The following is a 23138-nucleotide window of genomic DNA, read 5'->3' as shown; positions in this document are numbered from 1 at the left end:
AGGCCCCCTTCCTTGCGCCTAGGTACAGGAAGGGGGCCTTCATGTACTTGGGGAAGGTGTGAAGGTCGAGTTTCCTCGGCTGAGCCGAGGGAAGGAGTCCTTCACGCGCGACCACTGTGCCTGCTGATGCACCTGAGACCACAGCGGCGATCCTGAAGGTAACGAAGGCCCCCTTCCTTGCGCCTAAGTACAGGAAGGGGGCCTTCATGTACTTGGGTCGCGATCAGCCCCGCAACCAAATCCAGTAGGCGCCTAAGACACTCGTGGCCCTAACGACCCAAAACACTCACGAGACCCGCGCACGCCGTCCTGCCGCTGGTGGTCCGGCACGAACGGCGTCAGCTGGCCGCCCGGCCCTCCACCAGCCGCCGGACGGCGAGGTAGTCGATCCCGCGCTGGGCGAGGACGTCCGCCGCCACGCCGGGGAGCGAAGTCAGCGCGAGCAGGACGTGCTCGGCGTCGATGCGCTTGTCCCCGACCTCGACGGTTTCGCGAAGGCTCTTCTCCAGCACCTTCTTCGACTCCTGAGTGAAGGGCCGGTAGCCGCGCTTGCTCCGCACTACGCCGGACAGCGCGCCTTCCCCATGGGACTGTTCCACCCGCTCGACGATGTGTTCGACGTCGATGCCAAACCCGCTCAGTGCTTCGACGTCCGCGTCGCTCATCCCGCCACGGCGGCGGACGCGGCGGAGGTCGTCGGCGAGTTCGTCGGCCGGGCAGCCGAGTGCGGTGAGCACTCCGGTGGTCCGGGCGAGCGCGGTCAGCAGGTGCAGCGGGTCGACCGTCGCCGACGCCTCGCCTTCGGCGACGCGCTGGGCCCCGGCGAAGATCTCGCGGGCTTCGGAACTGAAGCGTTCGAACATCAATGCCTCCCGTACTTCTTGTGGGCCGCCTGCCTGCTGACCCCCAGCTCGGCGGCGATCTCCTGCCACGACCAGCCGTGCACCCGCGCGCTGCGGACCTGCACGGCCTCGAGTTGTTCCACCAGCCGTCGCAAGGCGGCGACGGCGCGCAACCCCACGCGGGGGTCCCGATCACCCGCTCGCGCGGCGAGGTCTGTCGCTTCGGTCATGACGTCAACCTACGTTGACACGGCCGCCCGTGTCAACCCTGGTTGACAGTTAGGGTCGGGGACATGGTCGAAATCGAAGTGGCCGAAAGGGACGGAGTAGGCGCGGACGGATCACCGCGCCCGACCGAAGACCACGTCGCGGTGCTCGGCAACGCGGTGGTGGTGCTCGACGGGGCGACGTCGCCGCATCCCGACCTCCCACCCGGCGGCTGGTACGCGAGTCTGCTCGTGGACAGCCTCTCCCAGGCGCTGAGCGCCGAACCGCGGGCTGATCTCGCGGAACTGCTGGCCGGGTCGATTGCCGACGTCGCGCGACAGGAGGGCCTCGAACCGGGGCATTCGCCGTCGAGCACGGTCGCGATCGCGCGCTGGACGGACGAAACCGTCGACGGGCTGGTGCTCGCCGACAGTCCCATCATCGCCTTCGGGCCGTCGGGGGCGGACCCGCTCACCGACGACAGGCTGGTTTCCCTTCGCGACAGCGGGCAGCTCCGCACCGGCGCCGACGTCCGCGTGAAACGCAACGCGCCAGGCGGGTTCTGGGTCGCCGAAGCGGAACCGAAGGCGGCCGCGGAAGCCGTCCGCCGTAGCTGGCCTCGTCCGGAGGTCGACGCACTGCTGCTGGCCACGGACGGCGTCGCGATCGGTGTCGACGAATACGACCTGTTCGACTGGCCCGAGGTGCTCGCCATCAGCCGGAAGCGTGGTCCGGACGCGGTACTCGACGCGGTACGCACGGCGGAGAAACAGGACCCCGACGGCGAACGCTGGCCCCGCGCGAAAAGGCACGATGACCAGCTACTGGTACTGGTCGAGTTAGGGTTAGCCCCAGGGTAAAACCGGGGGCTTCCCGGATCGGAAACCCGCGGCCGCCGGCGCACTCTTGTCCCATGACGTTCACGGGGGAGAGATCGCGGGCCAAGCCTTGGCTGATCGCGTCGGCGGCGGCCATCGGCTGGGCCCTGCTCACCATGGTCGTGCTGCATCTGATCAGCTCGCGGAATCCGGTGTTCGACACGCTGTCCAGCTATGCCTACGTCGACCGCGGCACGGGCATGCTCGGGGCCAGCGTGCTCTCGCTGTCCATCGGCTCGCTCACCGCGCTCGGCGCGCTCGCGGCGGCCGGGATCCCGCTCAGCCGCACCACGAAACTGCTCTTCGTGCTGTGGTCGCTGGGATTGGCGGCCGCCGCGATCTTTCCGGCCAGCTACCCCGAATACCCGGACCCGGTCAGCGGCGAAATCCACCTGTACGCGTGCCTCATCGCGTTCCTGAGCCTGCCCGCCGCCGGATTCACCCTGCGCGACAGCCTTCGCGGCACCCCCGCGGCCAAGCCGGTCGGACGGCTGGCCTGGGGCAGCGCGGTCGGGCTGGTCGTCTTCGGCCTCAGCTTCATCTTCGTGCGGCTGAGTGACATCCCGTTCTTCATGACGCTGACCGACGTCATGCCGGTCGGTGTCGCGCAACGGCTTTCGCTGGTGGCGCACGTGGTCCTGATCGGCGGGTTGCTCAGGGTCGCGTCACAGGTGCACCGCGTCGGCGAATTCCGGGGCGTAACCGTAGAGGCCGGGCAGCCCACCCGTATGCAGGAAAACGACCTGCTCGCCGGCCGAGAACTGGCCTTCAGCAGCCCAGCGGAGCAACGCGGCACCCACTTTGCCGGTGTACACGGGATCGAGCGCGATCCCTTCCGTACGACCGAAAAGCCGAATCGCCTCCCAGGTTTCGGCGGTCGGGATGCCGTAGCCGGGGCCGATCGTGCCGTCCGAGATGTGCAGACCTTCGAGTGACGGCGGCTCACTCCCCAGCAGTACGGAGGCCGCGATCGTGAGGTCGGCCAGGTTGTCCAGGGCATCGTCCACCGGATGGCTGACGCAGGCGATGTCCAGGGTCAGCCAGTCGAGGGCCGCCGTCCCGACGACGAGCCCGGCCGCCGTCCCGCCGCTGGCGTGCGGGGCCACCAGCCGGGCCTGGGTGATGCCGAGTTCGGTGAGTTGTGTGGCGATTTCCTGTGCGGCGGCGACGTATCCGAGCGCCCCGACGCCATCCGAGCCGCCGACGGGGAAGGTGGCCACCTTCCGGCCTTCGGCGGCGGCCTCGGTGATCAGCCGGTCGTAGGTCCGGCCGGTCTCCTCGCCGTCCCGGCAGATATGCACATTGGCGCCGAAGAGGTGATCGAGCGAGATGTTGCCGGACCGTTCGTACGCGTCGCCGTCGCGAGGGACCTTCGCGGTGAGCACGAGTTCGCAGCGCAGCCCGAGCTTCGCGCAGGCCGCGGCGGTCTGGCGGCCGTGGTTCGTCTGCAGGGCGCCAAAGGTGATCACCGTGTCGGCGCCGTTCTCGATCGCCGCGCCGAGCAGGAACTCGAGTTTGCGCAGTTTGTTGCCGCCGACGCCGAGCGGATGCACGTCGTCCCGTTTGAGCAGCAGTTTCGGGATGCCGATGGCCTCACCGAGACGGGGTGCCGGATGCAGCGGCGTCGGGTAGCCGCCGAGGTCGACGCGAGGGAAGCGATCGAGGTTCATGAAGGTCACGTAACCACACGCGGGAAGCACGATCGAGACACGCGGAAACCTACTCGGTGGTATCGTTCGTTTGAACGAACGAGACACGCAGGGGGAACGATGACCACCTCGAAGCCCAGCCTCGCGTTCAAGGGACTGGCCGAACAGGCCTCGATGCTCGCCAGCGGAGCCACGACGTCCGTCGAGCTCACACGCCTGGCGCTTGAGCGTGCCGAAGCCAGCCAGCCGAGTCTCAACGCCTTCAAGTGCCTTCGCCCGGAGGAAGCCCTTCGCGAGGCCGAGGCGGCCGACCGGCGGCTCGCCGACGGCGAGACCGCTCCCCTGCTCGGCGTCCCCACCGCGATCAAGGACGACCTCGACATCACCGGACTGCCGACGGCGTTCGGCTGCGAAGGCGACTTCTCCCCCGCGACGGCGGACTCCCCGCCCGTGGCCGCGCTTCGCAAGGCGGGTGCGGTGCTCATCGGCAAGACCAACACTCCCGAACTCGGTCAGTGGCCCTTCACCGAAGGCCCGGCATTCGGCGCGACCCGCAACCCGTGGGACACCGAGCGCACCCCGGGTGGTTCCTCGGGCGGCGCGGCGGCGGCCATCGCGTCGGGGGTGATCGCCGCCGCGCTGGGTTCCGACGGGGCGGGGTCGATCCGGATCCCGGCCGCGTGGACCGACCTGGTCGGGATCAAACCACAGCGTGGCCGCGTCCCGACCGGACGCGAACTGTTCCACGGCCTGACCGTGGTCGGCCCGCTCGCGCGCACCGTCGCCGACGCGGCCCTGCTGCTCGACGTCGCCGCCGGGACCGGCACCGCGTTCCAAGCCGCCGCCCGCCGCGAGCCGGGCCGCATGCGGATCGGGCTGTCCACGCGGATCCCTTTCACCGCCACGAAAACCCGGCTCGACCCGGACGCGCACGCGGCGGTGATCCGGCTCGCGGAACGGTTCGCCGAACTCGGCCACGAGATCGTCGAGGTCGAACCGGACTACCGGCTGATCGGCCTCACCTTCCTGCCGCGTTCGCTGGCCGGCGTGCGTGACTGGTCCCGTCGCGTCCCGGATCAGGCCCGGCTGGACCCGCGCACCCGGGCCAACGCACGGCAGGGCTCGGCACTGTCCGGCCCGGCGCTGCGGCTGGCCCGCGCGGCGGAACCGTTGCTGCAGCGGCAGGTCGGCTCGGTGTTCGGCCGCGTCGATGTTCTGCTCACGCCGACGACCGCGACGCCGCCACCGCGGATCGGCACCTTCGACAAGCTCACCGGCTGGCAGACCGACCAGGCCATGATCGCCGCCTGCCCCTACGCTTGGCCATGGAACGTGCTGGGCTGGCCGGGGGTCAACGTGCCCGCGGGGCTGAGCCCGGCCGGGCTGCCGCTCGGCGGACAACTGCTCGGCCCCTCGCACGCCGAGGAGCGGCTGATCTCGTTGGCCGCGCAACTGGAAGAGGTCGAACGGTGGCAGGACCGCGTACCCGAGACCGTTTGGTGAACACTCGCGAGAGCATCCTCCACGCCGCGCTCAAGGTGGTCGGGGAACAGGGTGTCGGCGGGCTGACCAACCGCCGGATCGCGACCGCCGCCGACGTCTCCCTCGGCACGCTGACCTACCACTTCCCCAGCCAGACGGCGTTGCTGCGTGAGGCGATGTTGCTGTTCGCCGAGGAGGAGACCTCGAAGCTGACCGGGTTCGTCGACGCCTACCGGGAGAAGGGCCTGAGCGTCGAGGAAGCGGCGTCCGTGGTCGAGCAGGTCATCGCCCAGCTGCCCTTCGGCACCGACGAACTCGGCGCGCATGAACTGTACCTGCAGGCCGCGCGCGACACCGGACTGCAGGACGCGGCGGCACGCTGTTTCGCCGCCTACGACGAACTCGCGCTGGTCATCCTGCGGACGCTCGGGGTGCCGTCGCCGGAGCGGCTTACCGGTCCGGTCGTGGCACTGATCGCCGGGCTGCAGCTGCGCAGGCTCGCCACCGGCGACGACGGGGTCCCGGTCGCGTTGCCGTTGATGATGCTCATCCGCGGCGCGTCATGACCGGCCCGCCGATCGTCAAAGGAACGGCGGCGTGGCGGTACTTCGGGGACTTCCGTGCCGGGCTGCTGGCCGGTCAGGTGCTGGTGCTGCAGGTCGCGCATCCGGTCGTCGCGGCCGGGGTGCGGGATCATTCCGACTACATCGAAGATCCGTGGACACGGCTGTTGCGCACGGCCGCGTCGCTGTCCATCTACATCTATGGCGGCAAGGACGGCGCCCGGTACGAGGCCGACCGGCTGCGTGCGCTGCACCGTGAGTTCACCGGTGTCGACGACGGTGGCCACCGGTACAGCGCGCTGAACCCGCACGCGTACGCCTGGGTGCACGCCACCCTCGTCATGGTTCCCGTTGACACGCAACGGTTTTACGGTACGCCGCTGACTCCGTCCGAATTGGACGAATACTACGCGCAAATGTACGACGTCGGACGGCTTCTCGGCCTGCGCGAGCGGGATCTGCCGCCGACATGGCCGGATTTCGAGCGGTATTACGCGGAAATGCTCGACGGCTTCGGCCCGAACGAGACGATCTCGACGTTGTTCGAGACGATCCGGACGGTGAAGAAGCCGTGGCGGTGGCTGCCCGAGAAACGCTGGGTGCAACCACAGCGGTGGCAATACCGGCTCCAGATGTTCGTCATCCGGGGCACGCTGCCACCCGCCCTGCGCGATCGCCTCGGTCTACAGTGGACGGAGCGGGACCGGCGCCGGTTCGATCGCTTCCGTGCCGCGGTGCGGTTCTTCGGCGGCCTGGTGCCCACGACACTGCGTTCCTCGCTCGTGCGGCGAATCGGCAAGCTCAACGTCTGGTTCCGCGCCCACCCCCGCGCGTATCGCTTCCTCGGGGGCTGAGCGCCCCGAAACTTAGTGGTTGGTTTCGTTGCCCCGCGGGTGATCGGTCCAGGGGGTCGTGAGTGGCGATTTGGGTTCTGGCCAACAGGGCGTTAGGTGTCTACGGCCTCAGCGGCATCGCCAGCCACCGCGACGGCGCGTGAAGGCCCCCTTCCCTCGGCTGAGCCGAGGAAGGGGGCCTTCACGCGCGGACTGCTTGCGACTTCGTGCGGGCGTAGTGGGCACGGGCTTTGGCGCGGTTGCCGCAGCGCGCCATCGAGCACCACTGGCGTGAGCGGCGTGGTGAGGCGTCGCAGAACCGCAGGCCACAGTCGTCGGCGGCGCAGATCCGGACGGCGATGTCCTCGGTCGCGAGGTCGATCGCGTCGGCCGCGAGGTCGCCGAGGGCGGCGATCACCGACACCGGACGCAGCTCCTTGACCGGCTTGCCGTCCTTGTCGATCCGCAGCCACGGCGACGGCGCGTCGGCGGCCATTTCGTTGAGCAGCAGGACATCGGTCGGCCGCGGCGCGCCCAAAAGCACCTTGTCGACGGCTTCCCGGAGCGCCCGTGCGGCCGAGAGTTCACCGACGGTCGCCTCGGTGACGGCGAAGCCCATGAGCGGCAGCCACTCCGCGAGCGCGGCGGCGTCGGTCAGCAGTTCACGACCGTCCTCGTGCCGCTCGCGGACGGTGTTCACCAGGTCGAGGCACGGCCGCCCGCCGTCGAAGACCCACTCCATCCCCGGATTCTAACCCTTGCCACCGGTGAGATCCGGAAGCTACCGTCTAACCCCATGAACCGGTTAGAAAGTGGAACCGCCGCCGTCGACGACCTCCGGATGCACTACCTGCGTGCCGGCGAGGGTCCAGCGCTTTTCCTCCTGCACGGCTGGCCGCAGACGTCGTACTGCTGGCACCAGGTCATCGACGAGCTCGCCGAGACCTATACCGTGATCGCCCCCGACCTGCGCGGCTACGGCAAAACGGACAAACCCCGGGACGGCTACGACAAACGCACGATGGCGGCCGACGTTTCCGCGCTCGCCACGAGTCTGGGCTTCGAGCGGGTGTCGGTCGTCGGGCACGACCGCGGCGGCCGGGTGGCCCACCGATGGGCGCTGGACCGGGCCGATCAGGTCGAACGCCTCGCCGTTCTCGACATCATCCCGACCAGGGAACTCTGGAAGCGGCTCGACACCGAAATCGGCCGCGCCTACTGGCATTGGCTGTTCCATCTGCAGCCGGATCTGCCGGAACTCCTGGCGGGGCGGGATATCGGCGCCTACCTTGGCTATTTCTACGAACGCTGGACGCACCAAAGGCAGGGCCTGAGTTCCGAAGCGGTCGAGGAATACGTCCGCGCGTTCTCCGCGCCGGGCGCCCTGCGCGCCGGATTCGACGACTACCGCGCCTCCTTCCCTCACGACGCGGAGGCGGACGACGCCGATTTCGACGCCGGTCGCCGCCTCGAACTCCCCGTCCTCGCGCTCTGGGGAGCGAGTGGCCTGCTGGGAAAGCTGCCGACACTGGAGATCTGGAAGGATTACGCCAACGACGTCTCCGGTACGGCGATCGCGGAATGCGGCCATTTTCTCGCCGAAGAACGTCCTCGGGTCCTGCTCGATCACCTGAAACCGTTCCTGGCCGGATGAACCCTGAGGCGGCCCCCCAGCCGGGGTAAGGGCCATGGTCCCCTTTACGGGGGACCTCGGTTCACCCCGCGCCGTGACGCTTTCTTTCGACGCCGTCGTTACCTTCAGGCGGGATGGGGAATTCACCGAGGGGGCGGCGCGCGGCGCCGTTGGTCATCGCCCGCGTGCTGATGTTGTGCGCGCTGGCGACCTTGCTGTTGGGTGGCACGGCGCGAGCCGACGGAGTGTCGAGCGGAGCGGACGTCCAGGTCGCGCAGACGCTCGGCACCCGCGATCTCACGGTCGTGCTGCGGCGGATGGACATCGCACCCGGTCCACTGCACGTCGACGTCGTCACGCATGCGGGAAGCGCGCCCGGAACGCTGAAACTACGCGCGTCCACCGCGGGGACGACGTTTTCCGAGACCACGATCCAGCTGGGCGGGAAACCCGGCTCGTGCTCCGGCCTGCTGCGGGTGGATCAGCCGGGGCCGTGGGAACTCGGTCTCGACGACGGGACGGACACCGCGTCGATCCCGTTCCTCGTCCCGGCGAGAGTCATTCCTCCCTGGGAGAGGGCTACTTTCGGTGGTTTCGTCGCCGCGGGCGTGTTCCTGGTGATCGGCCTGGTCGTCGCGATGCGTGTCCGGCGGCCGCAACTGGCGCTGATCCCGGCGGGTGGCATGGTCGCCTCGCTCGCGGTCGCGATCACCGGCGCGATGCTTTCGGCGTCGACACCGGCGCCACCCGCACCGGGTGCCGCGCTGGATCCCACGATCAACAACATCCAGGACCCGTACGCGAACGCGCAGATGTCCACAATGGACTTCTCCCGGCCGCCGGTGAATCTGGCCGTACACTCGCCGAACGCCCGCGCCGGCGGCCTCACCGAGGTCCGGCTCGCACTGGCCGACGGCGCGACAGGGCGCCCTGTCGACGATCTTTTGGTGCACGACAACGCTTTGATCCACCTCGTCGTCATCTCGCCGACCGGCAGGCTCTGGCATCTCCATCCGGTGCGTGTCGGCCCCGGCGACTACCGGGTGAAGCTCACACCGCCCGAGGCCGGGACCTACGCCGTCGCCGCCGAACTGGCGCGGCGAGGCGGTGGCGTGCAACTGGCACGCACCACGATGCCGGTCGCCGACGGCACGAACTCCCCCGCCGAACCCGTACCTGCCGGAGCCGGTGCACGCGTGGTCAACGGGAATCCGGTCGACGTCGCCATCAAACCGGGCACCCCGACCACGATCACCGCGCGGTTCGGCAAGGCGGACCTCCAACCGTGGCTTGGCATGCTCGGCCACCTGATCGTCGTCGGCCCGATAACCGACGACAGCCGGGTCGGCGCGGTCGCCGCTACCGCGCCGACCTGGGCACACGTACACTCGATGATCCCGCAATCGCCTGGTATGCCGGGGAAACCGGACGAAACCGTCGCCGCGTACGGCCCGGACGTCCCGTTCACCTACACCTTCGCCGCACCCGGCAGATACCGGATCTGGTTGCAGGCCGAACGCGGCTACACCGTGCTGACCGTGCCCCTGCAGATAGAGGTCCGACCGGAAGGGGTGCCGCAGTGAGATCCACAGTGGACACTCAAAGACGTAAGCCTGTCCTGCTGATCTCGGTGGTCGCCGTGCTCGTGGCGGCGATCGTGGCCTGGCTCGTCTGGCCGAGTGGTGGCGGGGAACAGGTGCAACGCTCGACACAGGGCGCGTACACGGTGCAGTTGTCGGTCGACGATCCGCATCAGGGCGGCAACGTCTTCGCCTTGACGGTCACCGGTGCCGCGCCGGACGTCGTCACGATCGAACCCGTGATGCCGCAAATGGGGCACGCGCTCGCCCCGTCACCCGCGATCGCCGAGGGACCTGGCCGCTATCGCACCGGCGACGTCCTGCTGCCGATGGCGGGTCAATGGGAGATCACCGTTTCACTGCGTGGGCCGTCCGGCGCCACGCAGCACGTTTTTCCTTTGCTGGTCAAGTAAAGAGAGGTAGGTCGGGGGTATGGATCTCACCGCGGGAGGGGCGAGGGTCGCCTCGGTGGCGCGAAGTGAACGCGCCGGTCTCGTGCCGGCGGGCACGGTGCTGGCCGGATCGGTGATCTCGCTGATCGGGCTGACCTGGGACATCCAGTGGCACGGCGACGTCGGCCCGGACACGTTCTTCACGATGCCGCACCTGTTCCTGTATTCAGGCAGCGCGATCTCCGGGCTGGCGAGCCTCGTGGTCGTACTGATGACGACGGCCGCGCGCCGGGCGGGCCGGGCGGTCGACGCCCGCGTCGGCGGCCGCGCGATCAACGTGTTCGGCAAGGTCTTCGCCGCACCGGCCGGCTACCTGGTCGCCGGGGCGGGCGCGGCGATGTTCCTGCTGTACGGCCTGTGGGACCAGTGGTGGCACGGCCTGTACGGCTTCGACGCGGTGATCGACTCGCCACCGCATATCGGGCTGCTGCTGTCGATCACGCTGAGCATCATCGGCACGGTCATGGTGTTCGCGGCCGCGCGGGAACACCGTTGGGGCACGGTCGGTGTCGTCGGCAGCCTCGGCGTGCTGATCGCGTTCAGCACGGTCACCGTGCTGGGGCTGAAGCAGATCGACGTCGACCTGGTCGACGTCATCGCCGTGGGTATCGCGCTGCTTTCGATACTGCTGGTCTCGGCGGGTGCCGGCTTCTGGCGCAAGCCGGGCGGAGCACTCTGGGTCGCCGGCTCGCTGGCCGTCATCCAGGCGATCACCTGGTGGTTCTCGCCGTGGGCCGCGGAGGCGTACGCGAGCGCCGTCGGCCTGCCGATGCGCGACTACATCGACGGCGTGCCCGCGATGCCCGCGCTGATGCCGATGGCGTTGCTGCCCATCGCCGCCGTCCTCGAAGCGATCTACCTGCTTTCGCGGCGTGGCTGGTCCACCGGCCGGGTTTCGGTGCCGGCGGGCGTGATCGGCGGATTCCTGGTCGGCGCGAGCATGCCGATCCAGAACGTCATCGTCTACGGGGGCCACTCGGTGGACTGGGCAGGCGTATTCGCGACGGGTGCGGCCGGCGCGGTGTTCGGGCTGCTCGGCGGGTTCGCCGGGTGGCGTTTCGGTGGGATGCTGCGGCTGTTGGCCCCGGCGAAGGAGGACAACGCGCATGCGTAAGACAGTGCTGGCGCTCGCGGCGGCGATCGGCTTGCTGTTCGCGACCACTCCGGCCGCGAACGCCTACGAACCGGTGAACATCGTCCATACCGAACGGGTGCAGGCCGGTCCCTACGGGATGACGGTCGGATTCAGCACATGGCCGTTGCGTGCCATGCAATCGCTGGACTTCACGTTCATCCCGGACGACGGGATCGCGGGGAAAACGGGGACGCTCGCGTTCGTCAACCCGGAGACCGGGCGGCTCGGCCGGGCCCAGCCGCTGGCGAAACACCCGCGGAAACTGGAGGTCTGGGGACTGGACATCCGCGCACTGCAGACGCAGGGCTCGTGGACGTTCCGGTTCGAGCTCGACGGACCGGCAGGCAAGGGTGCCGGGGAACTCCGCGATCTGGCGGTACTCGAACAGCCGGGGCCGCCGATGGGGGTGAGCTGGTCGATCAGCCTGATTCCGCTGATCGTCCTCGGCGTCCTGATCACCGTCGCCTGGCGGCGCACCAAATCGAGGCTGCGAGGGGACGGGATCCCGGCCGCGGTGTAACTCGAAGTGACAGAAGGTCGGATGGCTGCATGGGCTCGCGTGTCCCTCGAAGGGCACGCGAGCCCTCGTCATGGGCTCAGATCGAACTGCCCTGCCTTGACCGCCTTCAGGAAGGCGTTCCACTCACCGGAATCGAAGACAAAGACGGGACTCCCCGCCAGCTTGGTGTCACGGACCCCGACCAGGCCTTCCCTGCCCAGGTTGACCTCGACACAGTTCCCTCCGTTGGGCTCGCTCGCGAAGGATTTCTCCCAAGCGGCGTCGTCGAACAGCGACACGGCCGTGGTCGGATCGTAATCCGCCGCCGATGGATAATCGGCCATTGGTCGTACCTCCGAACGTCGGTCGGGGATGCGGGTCGCGACCTGCGCGAACCGTCACGGCCCCAGCTTCTCCCTGCCTCAACGGGACTATCCCGCACGGCCAAGTGGGTGATCAACTCCGCCCACCCTCGACATGAAGATTATTCCAGGAGTAGGATTAATCGCAGCGGCCGGGGCTCGGTTGTTGGTGAATCGCCCGCAGCATGCGCAAACCTTGACGATAAGTTTCGCCGGGTGGCGTTCAACCGGGAGTTTCGCCGTTCCAGCAGGGCGCCGACGGCAGGTGCCCGGCCGGAGCACCGCCCCGTGGCGCATGCCCAGCCATCGCCGACCTCGTGGGGGAGGATCAGCGTGATCATTCAGGACACCATGCCTGCGACGGTACTCGCCGTCGGGAGGCTCATGGCCGGAACAGCAGGCGAAAGCCGCCGCTCCGCGCACTTGTTCGACCTGCACTCCAGGGGCTCGCACCCCGAATTCCTGCATGCCCGCTGCGGCGCGGCGATGCCGTACGACCATCTGGAATGGATCGCCGTCGGTTCGGGAATGCCGTGTGAACGTTGTCTCGGCCTGGCCGGTTCGGCCGACCAGACGCGGTTGCCGCGTCCGAGCCGGGGGGTGTGATCGGTATGGCCGTCCGCCTCACCACGCTGTTGTTCCGCCGTGAGGACGAACGACCGACGTCGGCGAAACACCGCACCATCGGGCTCGAACTACGTCAGCGCTTCGGGTTCAGCCTCATCCAGGCCCCGCTGCGCAAACAGCCGCCGTGGAACTCCGAAATCGATTTCCCCGGGCGACGCGGCGGGCACCGGGACCTGATCAGGACCGGACGGCCACTCGAAGGTCAGTTCGACCTGACACCCCTGACCGGCCGGGCCTGATTCCGCAAGGTCTCAGGGCTTGCGGCCGAGGCCGCCGAGCCCACCGGTGAAGGTCGGGTCGTCGGCGAACTTGTTGCTCGCCCGCGAAGCCGCTTCGTCCAGATGCCAGGCGGCCATCCAGTCGATCCCCGGCTCCACCATTTCCAGTCCGTCGAAGAACGCGGCGAACTCCGCGCGGCTGCGCAGGTGGAACGGCGCACTCGTCTTCTTGTACAGCTCCTGGACGTTCTCCCGGTTGTCGCCCTCCTTGCGGGTGACGCCGTCCTCCGTCAGATGCGAGGACAGGAAGTACGAACCCGACGGGAGCAGGTCGAGATAGCGCTGGACCATTTCGTGCACCGGTTCGTCCGGGCCGAGGAAGTACAGCAGGCCGACCAGTACCAGTCCGATCGGCTGACGCGGGTCGAGCACCCCGGTTTCGAGGGCGCGATTCCAGATGTCGGCCGGGTCCCGTACGTCGCCCTGCAGGACCGCGTGCCGCCCGAGCAGGCCTTCGCGTTCCAGCAGCAGCTGGGAATGCGCGACGGCGACCGGTTCGATGTCGATGTAGACGACCCGCGTATCCGGGTTGACCGCACTCGCGATCTGGTGGACGTTGCCGACGGTCGGCACCCCGGAACCGATGTCCAGGAACTGGGTGATTCCCTGGCGAGCCAGGTAGCCGACGCCGCGGCCGAGGAAGTCGCGTCCGACCCTGGCGAACGTCTTGACCTCCGGGAACTGCTTGAGCACCTGCGTGCCGAACTCCCGGTCGATGGCCCAGTTGGCCGTGCCACCGAGGAACCAGTCGTACACCCTCGCCACGTTGGGTCGTTCGAGATCGACGCCTTCGGGGGCCGGTGGGTCGCTGGGGTCGTACTGCGTCGTCATGCCGTCACACCTCGTCACAAAGCGGGTTTGCGGGCGACCCCGCCAATGGCGCAGTTAAGCGCAGGAGAGCGGGGGTCGTCCAGCCGCCACGTCCCGACCGGGACCAGACCCGGTTCCACGAGGCCGAAGTCGCCGAAGAAGCCGCGGATCTCTTTCTCGGCGCGGAAGGACGCCGGTGTGCTCGACTGCCCGTACTGCTTCACGACGCGCTGGACGTGCTCCAGCTCGTCACCTTCCACACCGGACATCGTGACGTGGGAAAGGACGTAGAACGAACCGGCGGGAAGCAGTTCGCGGTAGCGCGCGATGACGGTGGCGATTTCGGGTTCCGGCACGAAATGCAGGACCGCGACGGTGAGCAGGGCCACCGGTTTCGCCGGGTCGAGCACGCCGGTTTCGAAAGCACGTTCCCAGACGTCGTCGGCGTGGCGCAGGTCGCCGCCGATCACCGCGTGCCGGGCGGAGTCGCCGCTTTTCTCCAGCAGGATCCTGGAATGCGCGACGGCGACCGGTTCGTTGTCGACGTACACGCACCGGCTGTCGTCGTCGACCTCGCCGGCGATTTCGTGGACGTTGCCGACGGTGGGCACACCGGAACCGAGGTCGAGGAATTGGTTCACGCCGTTCTCGGCGCAGTAGCGCACCGCGCGGCCGAGGAAGGCCCGGTTCGCCCTGGCCAGTGAGCGGATGAGCGGGAAGGCCTTGACCAGCTGCTCGCCGAATTCCCTGTCCACCGCCCAGTTCGCGGTTCCCCCGAGTGCCCAGTCGTAGATCCGGGCGGCGTTGGGCCGCTCGAGATCGACGCCCTCGGGTAGGAACTCCGGATCCACGTCCAGCCCCTGTCCTTCTCGAACGGCGGTGATGTGCGTAACCCTACCCAAGGGCCGCACTCGCTTCTCAGGACTGCATCTGATTGCGGTACAGCTCGGCGAGTTCTTTCAGGAACTGCCTGGTCTCGTGGCGTTCCAATGCCGCGCCACGCAAGCGGTCCCAGGAATCGACGAAAATGTTGAAGTCCTTGACGTCGTCGAGGTACAACCCGCCCGCGGAATGTTCGATGTAGACGAAATCCCTGGTGCGATCAGGAAAACGCATGATGGTGAAGTCGTTGGGCACCGCGGCGAGGCGGGCGGCGAAGGGCAGCACGTGCACGTAGACCCGCGGATGTTTGTCCAAGGCCAGCAGATGTTCGACCTGGTCCAGCATCACCGCGGGGGCGGATCCGCCGGGGGCGCGGCGCAGGGCGCCTTCGCTGATGATGAACCGGTAGTACGGCGGCTGCTGCTGTTCGAAAACGGCCTTGCGGTCCAGCCGGTTGCGGACCAGCGAAGTGACGTCGGTGGCGCCCGCCTCGGTGAACTGCTTGAGCATGTAGTGCTCGGACTGCAGTGGGCCGGGGATGCGCTCACCGTGCCAGGTGAGGATCTCCGCGGCCGCGGGTTCGAGGTCGGTGAAGGTGCGGAACCAGTGCGGCACCACGGATCGGTAACCGGACCAGTGGCCGCGCTGCCCGGCCGCGGCGCGGGCAAGGTTCATCAACGTGTCGGCCTCGTCGCCGTTGATCCCGAACGCGTTCAGCATGGAGCGCACATCCCCGAGTTTGACCCCGACGGCACCGGACTCGATCTTGTTGACCTTGCCCTGGGTGCAGCCGAGAACCTCGGCGACCTGCTGCTGTGTCATCCGCGCGGCGTTGCGGGCATGCCGGAGCTCGTTTCCGAGCTGCTTCCGGCGCGAGGTGACGGTGCTGGCCATCAGCCTTGCTCTCCCGGACCACATAGCCAGGACCGCGGTTCCCCGCCGTCCTGCGCGCGAACAATCGAACCCACCCAGAGTACTTCACCTTGCGGGGATCGATGATGACATTGCGCAGCGTTCCAGGAAACGGCCGAAAACACCAGTCACCTGGTGCGTCACCCTGGTGGCGGAGCGATCTCGTCACATTTCGGGCACCTTCGTGCGGGATAGTGACCGAGTGGACCAATCCCCCTTCGCCCAGCAGGTCACGGAAGGCGTCTTCGGGTATGTGCAACCCGACGGCTCGTGGTGGATCAACAACTGCGGTTTCGTCGCCGCGGGCGAGCACACCGTGGTCATCGACACCTGCTCCACCGAACGGCGTACGCGGGCACTGCTGGAGACGGCGACGTCGACCGGCGGGGCACCGGTGACGACCGTCATCAACACGCACCACCACGGCGACCACACCAACGGCAACTACCTCGCGACCGGCGCGACGATCGTCGGGCACCGGAAGACCCGCGAGGCGATGGTCGCGACCGGGATCAACACCTACGACAACTCCTTCACCGGGAGCGACTGGGGCAAGCTCGAGCTGCGGCCGCCCGAAGTGCTGTTCGACGACCGGCTGACCGTCCACGCCGGCGACGTCCGGCTGGAGCTGATCCACCCAGGACATGCCGCGCACACCACCAACGACGTGCTGGTGTGGCTGCCGGAGCGGCGGGTGCTTTTCGTCGGCGACCTGATCTTCAACGGGGGCAGCCCGTTCGCACTGATGGGCTCACCGACCGGCTGGCGGAAGGCCCTGGACGTGGTCCGCGAGCTGGAACCGGAGACGATCGTGCCGGGCCACGGTCCGATATGCGGTCCCGAGGCGATCGACGTCGTCGACGGATACCTGGAGTTCCTGCAGAAGCTCGCTTCGCACGGAAAGGCCGCCGGGCTGACGCCACTTCAGGCCGCTCGCGAGGCCGATCTCGGCCCCTACGACACGCTGTCCGAACAGGAGCGTCTGCCCGCGAACCTGCACCGCGCCTACGCCGAACTCGACGGCCTCGACTGGGGCGCGCCGATCGACCTACGGGCCGCCATGGCGGACATGGTCGCCTACAACGGTGCCCGGATCCGCTGCTTCTCCTGACGGGATGGGTCGATGGTCGATTCGGGTTCTGTTGAGGGGTGCGCTTGGGTGGCGTGACCGAGTCTCTGCCTTGAGGTCGGCTTCGCGAGCTTCAAAGCCGAGGCTTCGCGGCGCGGGTCCGGGTCGGCCGACGGAGCCAGGCCGAGCCTTGACTATCCATAATGGACACCTTTTGACTGGAAAATGCCCGGTTTATGCCCCATGAGCGGTTCTTCATGGGGGTCGTGAGTGATTAAGAGCGTTAGAACCCTCTTAATCACTCACGACCCTCTCCCAAACTGCGCAAATCGCTCAAAACGGACACTCTAATCCCGAAAAGCGTCCTTTGTGGATAGCCCAGAAGCGCCGCCGGGACCCTGGCGAGTCCGCTGCGGCCGCCAGATCCGCCACGCCACCTTTGACTTACCCCTCAATAGAACCCGAATCGCCACTCACGACCACCCAGCTCCCCGCCTTGGCGCCGGTACGGAAGCCCGCCTGCAGATCCCCAAGGACAAGCATGTCGCGAAGGGCACTTTCGCAACCTTCAATAAGTGCACTTCGCAACACCCGCGCGCCCCTCAAAATCCGCGCGCACGCCCCAACCCCAGCCCCCACCCGTCCCGGGGGGCGACCCCAAGCCCAGCGTACCGGTGCTCTCTGTCGGTTCGGGGCGGTCGAGGGTAGTTGTCCACAGGTCGGCCCGGTTGTGGACAACTCGCGGTTGATCCCTTCTCGCCCCGGCGCCATATCCCTCAACGGGGATAGGCTCGGCACGGGAATCGAAGCGGAAGGGTGCGGATGAGCAAGAAGGCGAGCATCGGGGTCACCGGTCTGGCGGTCATGGGCCGCAACCTGGCCAGGAACCTGGCGAGGCACGGGCATACGGTGGCCCTGCACAACCGCTCCGAGCAGCGGACGAAGGAACTGGTCGAGCAGTTCGGTGACGAAGGCGACTTCATCCCGGCGTATTCGGCGCAGGACTTCGTCAACGCGCTGGAGCGGCCGCGCCAGGTCGTGATCATGGTCAAGGCCGGGGGGCCGACGGACGCCGTCATCGACGAGTTCGTCCCGCTCCTCGAAAAAGGCGATGTGATCGTCGACGCGGGTAACGCGCACTTCGCGGACACCCGGCGTCGCGAGGCCGCGCTGCGTGAGAAGGGCATCCACTTCGTCGGCACCGGCGTGTCCGGCGGTGAAGAGGGCGCACTGCACGGGCCGAGCATCATGCCCGGCGGGTCCAAGGAGTCGTACGAGTCGCTCGGGCCGCTGTTCGAGGACATCTCGGCGAAGGTCGACGGCGAACCGTGCTGCACGCATGTGGGCGCCGACGGCGCCGGGCATTTCGTGAAAATGGTGCACAACGGCATCGAGTACGCCGACATGCAGCTGATCGCCGAATCGTTCGACCTGCTGCGCGGCGCGGGTGGTTACTCCCCCGGCGAGATCGCCGACGTCTTCCGGACCTGGAACTCCGGCAGGCTCGACTCGTATCTGATCGAGATCACCTCGCAGGTGCTGGCGCATACCGACGCCGCCTCCGGCAAGCCGTTCGTCGACATCGTGGCGGATCAGGCGGAGCAGAAGGGCACCGGCCGCTGGACCGTCCAAATCGGACTGGACCTGGGCGTGCCGATCAGCGGGATCGCCGAAGCGGTCTTCGCGCGGTCGCTGTCCGGTTCGTCGAACCTGCGTGAGGCCTCCCGCGGCCTGGGCGGTCCTTCACGGGCCCCGCTCACCGGTTCCGCGTTGGAGACCTTCGCGGACGACGTCGAGCAGGCGCTGTACGCGTCGAAGGTGGTGGCGTACGCCCAGGGCTTCAACCAGATCCAGGCGGGCGGCGCCGAGTACGGCTGGGACATCGACCTCGGCAAGGTCGCGTCCATCTGGCGCGGCGGCTGCATCATCCGCGCGAAGTTCCTGAACGACATCACCGGCGCGTACGCCGAAGAGCCCGGCCTGCCGACGCTCCTGACGTCCGGCGGCTTCCGCAAGGCCGTCGAGGACGCCCAGGACTCCTGGCGTTCGGTGATCTCCACGGCGGTCCGGCTCGGCATCCCGACCCCGGGCTTCTCGACCGCGCTGGCCTACTACGACGGCCTGCGCGCCGATCGGCTCCCCGCCGCGCTGGTGCAGGGGCAGCGGGACTACTTCGGTGCCCACACGTACCGCCGCGTCGACCGCGAGGGGTCGTTCCACACCGCTTGGGCGGCCGACGGCCGTCCCGAAGCCTCCGCCTGACGAGGAACAAGTACATGAAGGCCCCCTTCCTTGCGATAGGCGCAAGAAGGAGGCCTTCATGTACTAACAACCAGCAACACCAGCATGGTGAGCGCGAGTCGCGTCATGGCTGTCGCGCGGCGACGATCTCCGCCAGTGCCTGCAGAATTGTCGCTTCGGCCTTCTCCTTCGAGAGGCCGAGCCCGGTGAGCAGATCGTCGCCGAGTTCGAACAGGGCCAGCAGGATGTGCTCGGTCCCGATGTAGTTGTGCCCGAGCCGCAACGACTCCCGCATGGTCAGCTCCAGCGCCTTCTTGGCCTGCGCGCCGAACACCATCTTCGCCGCCTCCGCCGGTTCCTCGGCGGGTTCCGGCAGCCGCGCCACCGCGGCCTCGCGGACGGCTTCGAGGGTGACGTTCTGCGCCACGATCGCCCCGGCTGCCAGTGCGGCGGGTTCGACCAGCAGGCCCAGCACCAGGTGCACGGGCTCGATCTGCGGGCTCTTCGCCGTGACGGCCTCGTCCCGTGAGGCGATGACGACGTGGCGCGCGCGGTCGGTGTAGCGGCTGAACACCTTCACCAGGTCTTCGAGTGAGGCGCCTTCGCCGGATTCCTTGGGGACGAAGCGTTTCTGGGCGGCCTGTTTGGACACACCCATGTTCTTGCCGATTTCGGTCCAGGACGCACCGGAGCGGCGCGCCTGGTCGACGAAGTGGCCGATCAGATGGTCGGCCACTTCGCCGAGGTGCTCGCCGAGGAAGACCGCGTCGGACAGCTGGCCGAGCACGTCTCCTTCCGGATGCTGCTGCTTGATGTGGGAGATGAGGTCGTCGAGCCGGACTGGATTCGTCATACCGTCAACTTTAGGTTGACGATCTCAAATCGTCAACCGCGAGTTGACGCAAAGGTCGCCTTCAGATCGAAGCCGTGTGCCTCCAGCGCCTCGAACCGCGGTGCCGGATCCGCCGCGAACAGGCGGCGCGCGGCGATGTGGTCCGGCGGCCGGTTCACCGACTCGACCCCGGCGAGCACCCCGTCCCGGAACGACAGCACCGAGAACTTCCCGGCTTCGCGATCGCCGGTCACCACGGTGTCCTCCGCCCCGGTCAGGATCCCGGCGATCTGCAGTTTCGCGCCGAGCTGATCGGTCCAGAACCACGGGAGGCTGTCATACGGCACCGGCTCGCCGACGATCGCCGCGGCCGCCGCCCGCGCCTGGTCGACGGCGTTCTGCACCGACTCCAGCCGCGTCGCGGTACCCGCCTGGACGCACGGGAAGTTCGCGCAATCCCCGACCGCCGAGATCTTCGGGTCACCGGTCAGCAGGTGCTCGTCGACGACGACGCCGTTGGCCACGGCCAGCCCGGCGTCGGAAGCGAGGCCGGTTCGCGGCTCCACCCCGACCCCGACCAGTACGAGGTCCGCGGGCAGCCGCCTGCCGTCGCTCAGTTCCACCTCGGAAACCCGGCCGTCGCCATGCAGTGCGGCGACACCTTGGCCGAGCAGGACCGTATGCCCGGATCCTTCGTGCAACGCGGCGAAATACGCCGAGACCTCCGGGGTCGCGACGCGCGCCATCAGCCTGTCCTGCGCCTCCACGATCGTCACCGGACGTCCGGCGTGCGCGGCGAATTCGAGCCCGATGAACCCGCCCCCGACCACGACGACGTGCTCCGCGTTTTCCAAGGCCGAACGCAGCACATCGGCGTCGTCCTTGGTGCGCAAGGTGAACACACCATCCAAAGTGGACCCCGGCACCGGCAGCGTCCGGTTGCTCGATCCCGTCGCCAGTACGAGATGGTCGTACTCGTGGACGCTCCCGTCTTCGAGCACCACCTTCGCACCTTCGCGATCCACTGACGCGACGCGGCCCGCGATCAGCTCGATCCCCTTTTCCGCGAAGAAGTCTTCGGCCCGCAGGCGCAGCTGGGCGTCGCCCGCCGTCCCGGCCAAGTAGCCCTTCGACAGCGGAGGCCGCTGGTACGGCAGGCCGGGTTCATCGCCGATCAGCACCACCCGCCCGCCGAACCCCTTGTCCCGCAGCGAGGTCGCCACTCCGAACCCGCTCTGCCCGGCCCCTACGACGAGGACGGTCTCCATCGGCACTCCTTCCGTTGTGCTCCCCACCATTCAACACAGACTCGGCCCCTTCGACCGCCCTTTCGAAACGTGATCCTCAGGCGGCCGACGCGCTACGGTCATGCCTGGCGACTTGGCTTGATCGCATGTCACAGGGGGTTGTATGAGCACGAGCCCACCCGAGGTCCATCCGGTCGACGCCCGCCCGCCGTTCCCGAAGCTGACGCTTCTCGGCCTGCAGCACATGTCGATCATGTATGCGGGCTCGGTGGCCGTCCCGCTCGTCGTCGGCAGCGCGCTGAAACTGGACACGGCGACAATCGCGCTGCTGGTCAACGCGGATCTGCTGGTGGCGGGCATCGCGACGCTGATACAGGCGATCGGGATCGGACGGCTTTTCGGCATCCGGCTGCCGGTGGTGGCGGGCGCGACGTTCACCGTGGTGAACCCGATGATCATGATCGCGGCCCAGTACGGCATGCAGGCCGTCTACGGCGCCATGCTCGCTTCGGGCGTGTTCGGCCTGCTCATCGCGAAACCCTTCGCGCGGATGATCCGGTTCTTCCCGCCACTGGTCTCGGGCACGCTGCTCGTCGTCATCGGCGTCTCGCTCATCGCCCCCGGCGTCGGCCTGATCGCCGGCCACGACACCACCGCGCCGGATTACGCGGAGCCCGTAAACATCGCACTCGCGTTCGGCGTTATCACGGTGCTCATCCTGTTCACCAGGGTCCTGCGTGGGTTCGCCAACCAAATCGGCCCGCTGCTGGCGTTGCTGATCGGGCTGGTCGTGGCGATCCCGATGGGCTTGGTGAGCTTCAAGGGCATCGCCGACGCCGACTGGTTCGGCCTCGCCTCGCCGTTTCACTTCGGCCCGCCGACCTTCCCGATCGCGGCGGTGCTCTCGATGTGCGTCGTGATGCTGGTGACCTACACCGAATCCACCGCGGATCTGGTCGCCGTCGGCGAGATCACCGGCAGGCCCCCGACCGGCTCGGACCTCGCCCGCGGCCTCGCCACCGACGGTCTCTCGGCCATCCTCGGCGGGGCGATGAACTCGTTCCCGGACACCGCTTTCGCGCAGAACGTCGGCCTCGTGCAGCTGACCGGCGTCCGCAGCCGCTGGGTGGTCGCGATGACGGGCGGCCTGCTCGTGCTGATGGGCCTGGTGCCGAAGTTCGGCGCGTTCATCGCGGCCGTGCCGGAACCGGTGATCGGCGCGGTCGCGGTGGTCATGTTCGCGATGGTCGCCGTGGTCGGCGTGCAGAACCTGAAGAAGGTCGAGTTCTCCGGGAACCACAACACCTTCATCATCGCGGTGTCACTCGGCGTCGGCCTGCTGCCCGCGTTCTCCACGAACCAGTTCGGGAACTCGATCTTCTTCCAGCACTTCCCGGTGTGGTCGCAGACCATCTGCGGCAGCCCGATCACGGTTGCGGCGATCCTGGCGTTCACCCTCAACCTGCTGTTCAACCATCTCGGCAAGCACCGGGAACCGGACCTGCTGAAAGCGCCTTGAAACCGGAGAACTAACACCACAGCCACTTCGGCCACAGGTTGCACTCTTCGGTCGGCGTCGTGGTGGACGGCGGCGCCGGGGTCGGGTGGTGGGGCGGCTGCGGCGCACCCGTGGAACCCGTCGGCTTCGGCGGATCGGCCGGCTCGCTCGCCGAGGTCGGCGTCGTGGGGTCCGGGGTGTCGGACTTCGAGGAGGCCGCACTCGAGGTGCGCCTGCTGGAAGTCGGCTTGCTGGGCTGTGACGAGGTTTCGTCGGTGCCCTCACCGGTCCCGCCCGGCACCGTGGACGGTTGCGCCGACGTGGCGCCGGCTCCCCCGTTGTCCGAAGGCCGTTTCGGCATCTCGATGACGCTGATCTGGTTGGGCTGCGCGTTCTGCTCGGGATCGGAATCGAAACCGACGAGGACACCGGCCGCGCCACACGCGACGACCACGGCGATCACTACTGCGATAACTCTCCAGCGTGACTTTGACCGTGACTCCTCGTGGTCGTCCCAGCCCTCGCGAATGAGCAGGTCGGCGACCGAAACGTCGTCGTCATCCACCAGTCGGAACCTTTCGCACCGGGAGCGAGCGATCAGTTTTACCGCAACTCGCCGCCGAATGG

Annotated in this window: 26 protein-coding genes and 1 pseudogene; 15 read left to right on the top strand and 12 right to left on the bottom strand. The window is 68.0% G+C overall.

The window, feature by feature from the left end; all coding sequences use genetic code 11:
- The 3 genes from AB0M65_RS18110 to AB0M65_RS18100 all read right to left on the bottom strand — a co-directional run.
- On the bottom strand, window positions 1–208 hold a 208-nt coding region (locus AB0M65_RS18110), incomplete at its 3' end, for a hypothetical protein (RefSeq protein WP_364028569.1).
- Window positions 209–338: 130 nt separating this feature from the next.
- On the bottom strand, window positions 339–863 hold the full coding sequence (locus AB0M65_RS18105; RefSeq protein ID WP_364028567.1) for a Clp protease N-terminal domain-containing protein: 525 nt from the start codon (window positions 861–863) through the stop codon (window positions 339–341).
- Window positions 863–1072 (bottom strand): helix-turn-helix domain-containing protein, encoded by a 210-nt coding sequence (locus AB0M65_RS18100; RefSeq protein ID WP_364028565.1) that lies wholly within the window; start codon window positions 1070–1072, stop codon window positions 863–865. The genes AB0M65_RS18105 and AB0M65_RS18100 overlap by 1 nt, the downstream gene beginning before the upstream one ends.
- A 63-nt stretch (window positions 1073–1135) precedes the next feature.
- On the opposite strand from AB0M65_RS18100, the gene AB0M65_RS18095 reads away from it, so the two are divergent.
- On the top strand, window positions 1136–1909 hold the full coding sequence (locus AB0M65_RS18095) for a hypothetical protein (protein WP_364028563.1): 774 nt from the start codon (window positions 1136–1138) through the stop codon (window positions 1907–1909).
- A gap of 53 nt (window positions 1910–1962) precedes the next feature.
- A pseudogene (locus AB0M65_RS18090) lies at window positions 1963–2514 on the top strand (DUF998 domain-containing protein); the annotation flags it as partial.
- Window positions 2515–2592: 78 nt separating this feature from the next.
- Here the strand turns inward: AB0M65_RS18090 and AB0M65_RS18085 are convergent.
- A complete protein-coding gene (locus tag AB0M65_RS18085; RefSeq protein ID WP_364028561.1) occupies window positions 2593–3597 on the bottom strand; it encodes a D-cysteine desulfhydrase family protein in 1005 nt (334 codons plus the stop codon).
- A gap of 99 nt (window positions 3598–3696) precedes the next feature.
- Between AB0M65_RS18085 and AB0M65_RS18080 the strand changes: the two genes are divergently transcribed.
- Genes AB0M65_RS18080 through AB0M65_RS18070 form a run of 3 tightly spaced genes read left to right on the top strand, consistent with a single transcriptional unit; the run spans window position 3697 to window position 6475 of the window.
- Window positions 3697–5079: an amidase gene (locus AB0M65_RS18080; RefSeq protein WP_364028559.1), complete on the top strand. Its 1383-nt coding sequence runs from the start codon at window positions 3697–3699 to the stop codon at window positions 5077–5079.
- Window positions 5076–5624 carry a TetR family transcriptional regulator gene (locus AB0M65_RS18075; protein WP_364028573.1) on the top strand — a complete coding sequence of 183 codons (549 nt, stop codon included), beginning with the start codon at window positions 5076–5078 and terminating at the stop codon, window positions 5622–5624. The genes AB0M65_RS18080 and AB0M65_RS18075 overlap by 4 nt, the downstream gene beginning before the upstream one ends.
- A complete protein-coding gene (locus AB0M65_RS18070; protein WP_364028557.1) occupies window positions 5621–6475 on the top strand; it encodes an oxygenase MpaB family protein in 855 nt (284 codons plus the stop codon). The genes AB0M65_RS18075 and AB0M65_RS18070 overlap by 4 nt, the downstream gene beginning before the upstream one ends.
- A gap of 181 nt (window positions 6476–6656) precedes the next feature.
- Here the strand turns inward: AB0M65_RS18070 and AB0M65_RS18065 are convergent, their stop codons facing one another.
- The gene (locus AB0M65_RS18065) at window positions 6657–7196 is read right to left on the bottom strand and encodes a CGNR zinc finger domain-containing protein (RefSeq protein WP_364028555.1); all 540 of its coding nucleotides are present in this window, start codon (window positions 7194–7196) and stop codon (window positions 6657–6659) included.
- A 54-nt stretch (window positions 7197–7250) separates the two neighbouring features.
- On the opposite strand from AB0M65_RS18065, the gene AB0M65_RS18060 reads away from it, so the two are divergent.
- The 5 genes from AB0M65_RS18060 (at window position 7251) to AB0M65_RS18040 (ending at window position 11774) form a co-directional block, all read left to right on the top strand.
- A complete protein-coding gene (locus AB0M65_RS18060) occupies window positions 7251–8108 on the top strand; it encodes an alpha/beta hydrolase (protein ID WP_364028553.1) in 858 nt (285 codons plus the stop codon).
- Window positions 8109–8221: 113 nt separating this feature from the next.
- The gene (locus AB0M65_RS18055; RefSeq protein ID WP_364028551.1) at window positions 8222–9670 is read left to right on the top strand and encodes a hypothetical protein; all 1449 of its coding nucleotides are present in this window, start codon (window positions 8222–8224) and stop codon (window positions 9668–9670) included.
- Window positions 9671–9678: 8 nt separating this feature from the next.
- Window positions 9679–10080 (top strand): FixH family protein, encoded by a 402-nt coding sequence (locus AB0M65_RS18050; RefSeq protein ID WP_364028549.1) that lies wholly within the window; start codon window positions 9679–9681, stop codon window positions 10078–10080.
- A 19-nt stretch (window positions 10081–10099) separates the two neighbouring features.
- Window positions 10100–11233, top strand: a complete 1134-nt coding sequence (locus AB0M65_RS18045) for a hypothetical protein (protein WP_364028547.1) — start codon at window positions 10100–10102, stop codon at window positions 11231–11233.
- Window positions 11226–11774, top strand: coding sequence for a hypothetical protein (locus tag AB0M65_RS18040; RefSeq protein WP_364028545.1), 549 nt, complete (start codon window positions 11226–11228; stop codon window positions 11772–11774). Before AB0M65_RS18045 ends, AB0M65_RS18040 begins: the two co-directional genes overlap by 8 nt.
- A gap of 68 nt (window positions 11775–11842) precedes the next feature.
- Here AB0M65_RS18040 and AB0M65_RS18035 read toward each other — a convergent pair whose 3' ends face one another.
- Complete coding sequence (locus AB0M65_RS18035) at window positions 11843–12097, bottom strand: DUF397 domain-containing protein (RefSeq protein WP_364028543.1); 255 nt, start codon at window positions 12095–12097, stop codon at window positions 11843–11845.
- 351 nt (window positions 12098–12448) lie between these two features.
- Between AB0M65_RS18035 and AB0M65_RS18030 the strand changes: the two genes are divergently transcribed.
- Both AB0M65_RS18030 and AB0M65_RS18025 read left to right on the top strand, forming a co-directional pair.
- Entirely contained in the window at window positions 12449–12721 is a 273-nt protein-coding gene (locus tag AB0M65_RS18030) for a hypothetical protein (protein WP_364028541.1), read from the top strand.
- 5 nt (window positions 12722–12726) lie between these two features.
- Window positions 12727–12981, top strand: coding sequence for a hypothetical protein (locus AB0M65_RS18025; protein WP_364028539.1), 255 nt, complete (start codon window positions 12727–12729; stop codon window positions 12979–12981).
- A 12-nt stretch (window positions 12982–12993) separates the two neighbouring features.
- Here AB0M65_RS18025 and AB0M65_RS18020 read toward each other — a convergent pair whose 3' ends face one another.
- The 3 genes from AB0M65_RS18020 to AB0M65_RS18010 all read right to left on the bottom strand — a co-directional run bounded on the left by AB0M65_RS18020 (window position 12994) and on the right by AB0M65_RS18010 (window position 15606).
- On the bottom strand, window positions 12994–13851 hold the full coding sequence (locus AB0M65_RS18020) for an SAM-dependent methyltransferase (RefSeq protein ID WP_364028537.1): 858 nt from the start codon (window positions 13849–13851) through the stop codon (window positions 12994–12996).
- Between the two features lie 14 nt (window positions 13852–13865).
- Window positions 13866–14681 (bottom strand): SAM-dependent methyltransferase, encoded by an 816-nt coding sequence (locus tag AB0M65_RS18015; protein WP_364028535.1) that lies wholly within the window; start codon window positions 14679–14681, stop codon window positions 13866–13868.
- Between the two features lie 67 nt (window positions 14682–14748).
- Window positions 14749–15606, bottom strand: a complete 858-nt coding sequence (locus AB0M65_RS18010) for a helix-turn-helix transcriptional regulator (protein WP_364028533.1) — start codon at window positions 15604–15606, stop codon at window positions 14749–14751.
- Between the two features lie 220 nt (window positions 15607–15826).
- On the opposite strand from AB0M65_RS18010, the gene AB0M65_RS18005 reads away from it, so the two are divergent.
- Together AB0M65_RS18005 and gndA are read left to right on the top strand one after the other, a co-directional pair.
- Complete coding sequence (locus AB0M65_RS18005; protein WP_364028531.1) at window positions 15827–16735, top strand: MBL fold metallo-hydrolase; 909 nt, start codon at window positions 15827–15829, stop codon at window positions 16733–16735.
- 780 nt (window positions 16736–17515) lie between these two features.
- Entirely contained in the window at window positions 17516–18955 is a 1440-nt protein-coding gene (gene gndA, locus AB0M65_RS18000) for an NADP-dependent phosphogluconate dehydrogenase (RefSeq protein ID WP_364028529.1), read from the top strand.
- 103 nt (window positions 18956–19058) lie between these two features.
- Here the strand turns inward: gndA and AB0M65_RS17995 are convergent, their stop codons facing one another.
- Both AB0M65_RS17995 and AB0M65_RS17990 read right to left on the bottom strand, forming a co-directional pair.
- Window positions 19059–19787, bottom strand: a complete 729-nt coding sequence (locus AB0M65_RS17995) for a Clp protease N-terminal domain-containing protein (protein WP_364028527.1) — start codon at window positions 19785–19787, stop codon at window positions 19059–19061.
- Between the two features lie 32 nt (window positions 19788–19819).
- A complete protein-coding gene (locus AB0M65_RS17990) occupies window positions 19820–21034 on the bottom strand; it encodes an FAD-dependent oxidoreductase (protein WP_364028525.1) in 1215 nt (404 codons plus the stop codon).
- A gap of 142 nt (window positions 21035–21176) precedes the next feature.
- Here AB0M65_RS17990 and AB0M65_RS17985 point away from each other — a divergent pair, with 142 nt between their 5' ends.
- The gene (locus AB0M65_RS17985) at window positions 21177–22532 is read left to right on the top strand and encodes a nucleobase:cation symporter-2 family protein (RefSeq protein ID WP_364028523.1); all 1356 of its coding nucleotides are present in this window, start codon (window positions 21177–21179) and stop codon (window positions 22530–22532) included.
- Between the two features lie 10 nt (window positions 22533–22542).
- Here AB0M65_RS17985 and AB0M65_RS17980 read toward each other — a convergent pair whose 3' ends face one another.
- Entirely contained in the window at window positions 22543–23076 is a 534-nt protein-coding gene (locus tag AB0M65_RS17980) for a serine/threonine protein kinase (RefSeq protein ID WP_364028521.1), read from the bottom strand.
- Window positions 23077–23138: the final 62 nt, after the last annotated feature.

The sequence above is a fragment of the Amycolatopsis sp. NPDC051071 genome (genome assembly GCF_040682875.1).
Lineage (GTDB): Bacteria > Actinomycetota > Actinomycetes > Mycobacteriales > Pseudonocardiaceae > Amycolatopsis.
Note: the sequence above shows the minus strand (reverse complement) of the source record. Positions and strands in the feature narration are given on the sequence as shown.

Coding starts and splice junctions, on each gene's coding strand:
- AB0M65_RS18105 (WP_364028567.1), bottom strand. CDS start 863: ATGTTCGAACGCTTCAGTTCCGAAGCCCGCGAGATCTTCGCCGGGGCC.
- AB0M65_RS18100 (WP_364028565.1), bottom strand. CDS start 1,072: ATGACCGAAGCGACAGACCTCGCCGCGCGAGCGGGTGATCGGGACCCC.
- AB0M65_RS18095 (WP_364028563.1), top strand. CDS start 1,136: ATGGTCGAAATCGAAGTGGCCGAAAGGGACGGAGTAGGCGCGGACGGA.
- AB0M65_RS18085 (WP_364028561.1), bottom strand. CDS start 3,597: ATGAACCTCGATCGCTTCCCTCGCGTCGACCTCGGCGGCTACCCGACG.
- AB0M65_RS18080 (WP_364028559.1), top strand. CDS start 3,697: ATGACCACCTCGAAGCCCAGCCTCGCGTTCAAGGGACTGGCCGAACAG.
- AB0M65_RS18070 (WP_364028557.1), top strand. CDS start 5,621: ATGACCGGCCCGCCGATCGTCAAAGGAACGGCGGCGTGGCGGTACTTC.
- AB0M65_RS18065 (WP_364028555.1), bottom strand. CDS start 7,196: ATGGAGTGGGTCTTCGACGGCGGGCGGCCGTGCCTCGACCTGGTGAAC.
- AB0M65_RS18060 (WP_364028553.1), top strand. CDS start 7,251: ATGAACCGGTTAGAAAGTGGAACCGCCGCCGTCGACGACCTCCGGATG.
- AB0M65_RS18055 (WP_364028551.1), top strand. CDS start 8,222: ATGGGGAATTCACCGAGGGGGCGGCGCGCGGCGCCGTTGGTCATCGCC.
- AB0M65_RS18045 (WP_364028547.1), top strand. CDS start 10,100: ATGGATCTCACCGCGGGAGGGGCGAGGGTCGCCTCGGTGGCGCGAAGT.
- AB0M65_RS18040 (WP_364028545.1), top strand. CDS start 11,226: ATGCGTAAGACAGTGCTGGCGCTCGCGGCGGCGATCGGCTTGCTGTTC.
- AB0M65_RS18035 (WP_364028543.1), bottom strand. CDS start 12,097: ATGGCCGATTATCCATCGGCGGCGGATTACGATCCGACCACGGCCGTG.
- AB0M65_RS18025 (WP_364028539.1), top strand. CDS start 12,727: ATGGCCGTCCGCCTCACCACGCTGTTGTTCCGCCGTGAGGACGAACGA.
- AB0M65_RS18020 (WP_364028537.1), bottom strand. CDS start 13,851: ATGACGACGCAGTACGACCCCAGCGACCCACCGGCCCCCGAAGGCGTC.
- AB0M65_RS18010 (WP_364028533.1), bottom strand. CDS start 15,606: ATGGCCAGCACCGTCACCTCGCGCCGGAAGCAGCTCGGAAACGAGCTC.
- gndA (WP_364028529.1), top strand. CDS start 17,516: ATGAGCAAGAAGGCGAGCATCGGGGTCACCGGTCTGGCGGTCATGGGC.
- AB0M65_RS17995 (WP_364028527.1), bottom strand. CDS start 19,787: ATGACGAATCCAGTCCGGCTCGACGACCTCATCTCCCACATCAAGCAG.
- AB0M65_RS17990 (WP_364028525.1), bottom strand. CDS start 21,034: ATGGAGACCGTCCTCGTCGTAGGGGCCGGGCAGAGCGGGTTCGGAGTG.
- AB0M65_RS17985 (WP_364028523.1), top strand. CDS start 21,177: ATGAGCACGAGCCCACCCGAGGTCCATCCGGTCGACGCCCGCCCGCCG.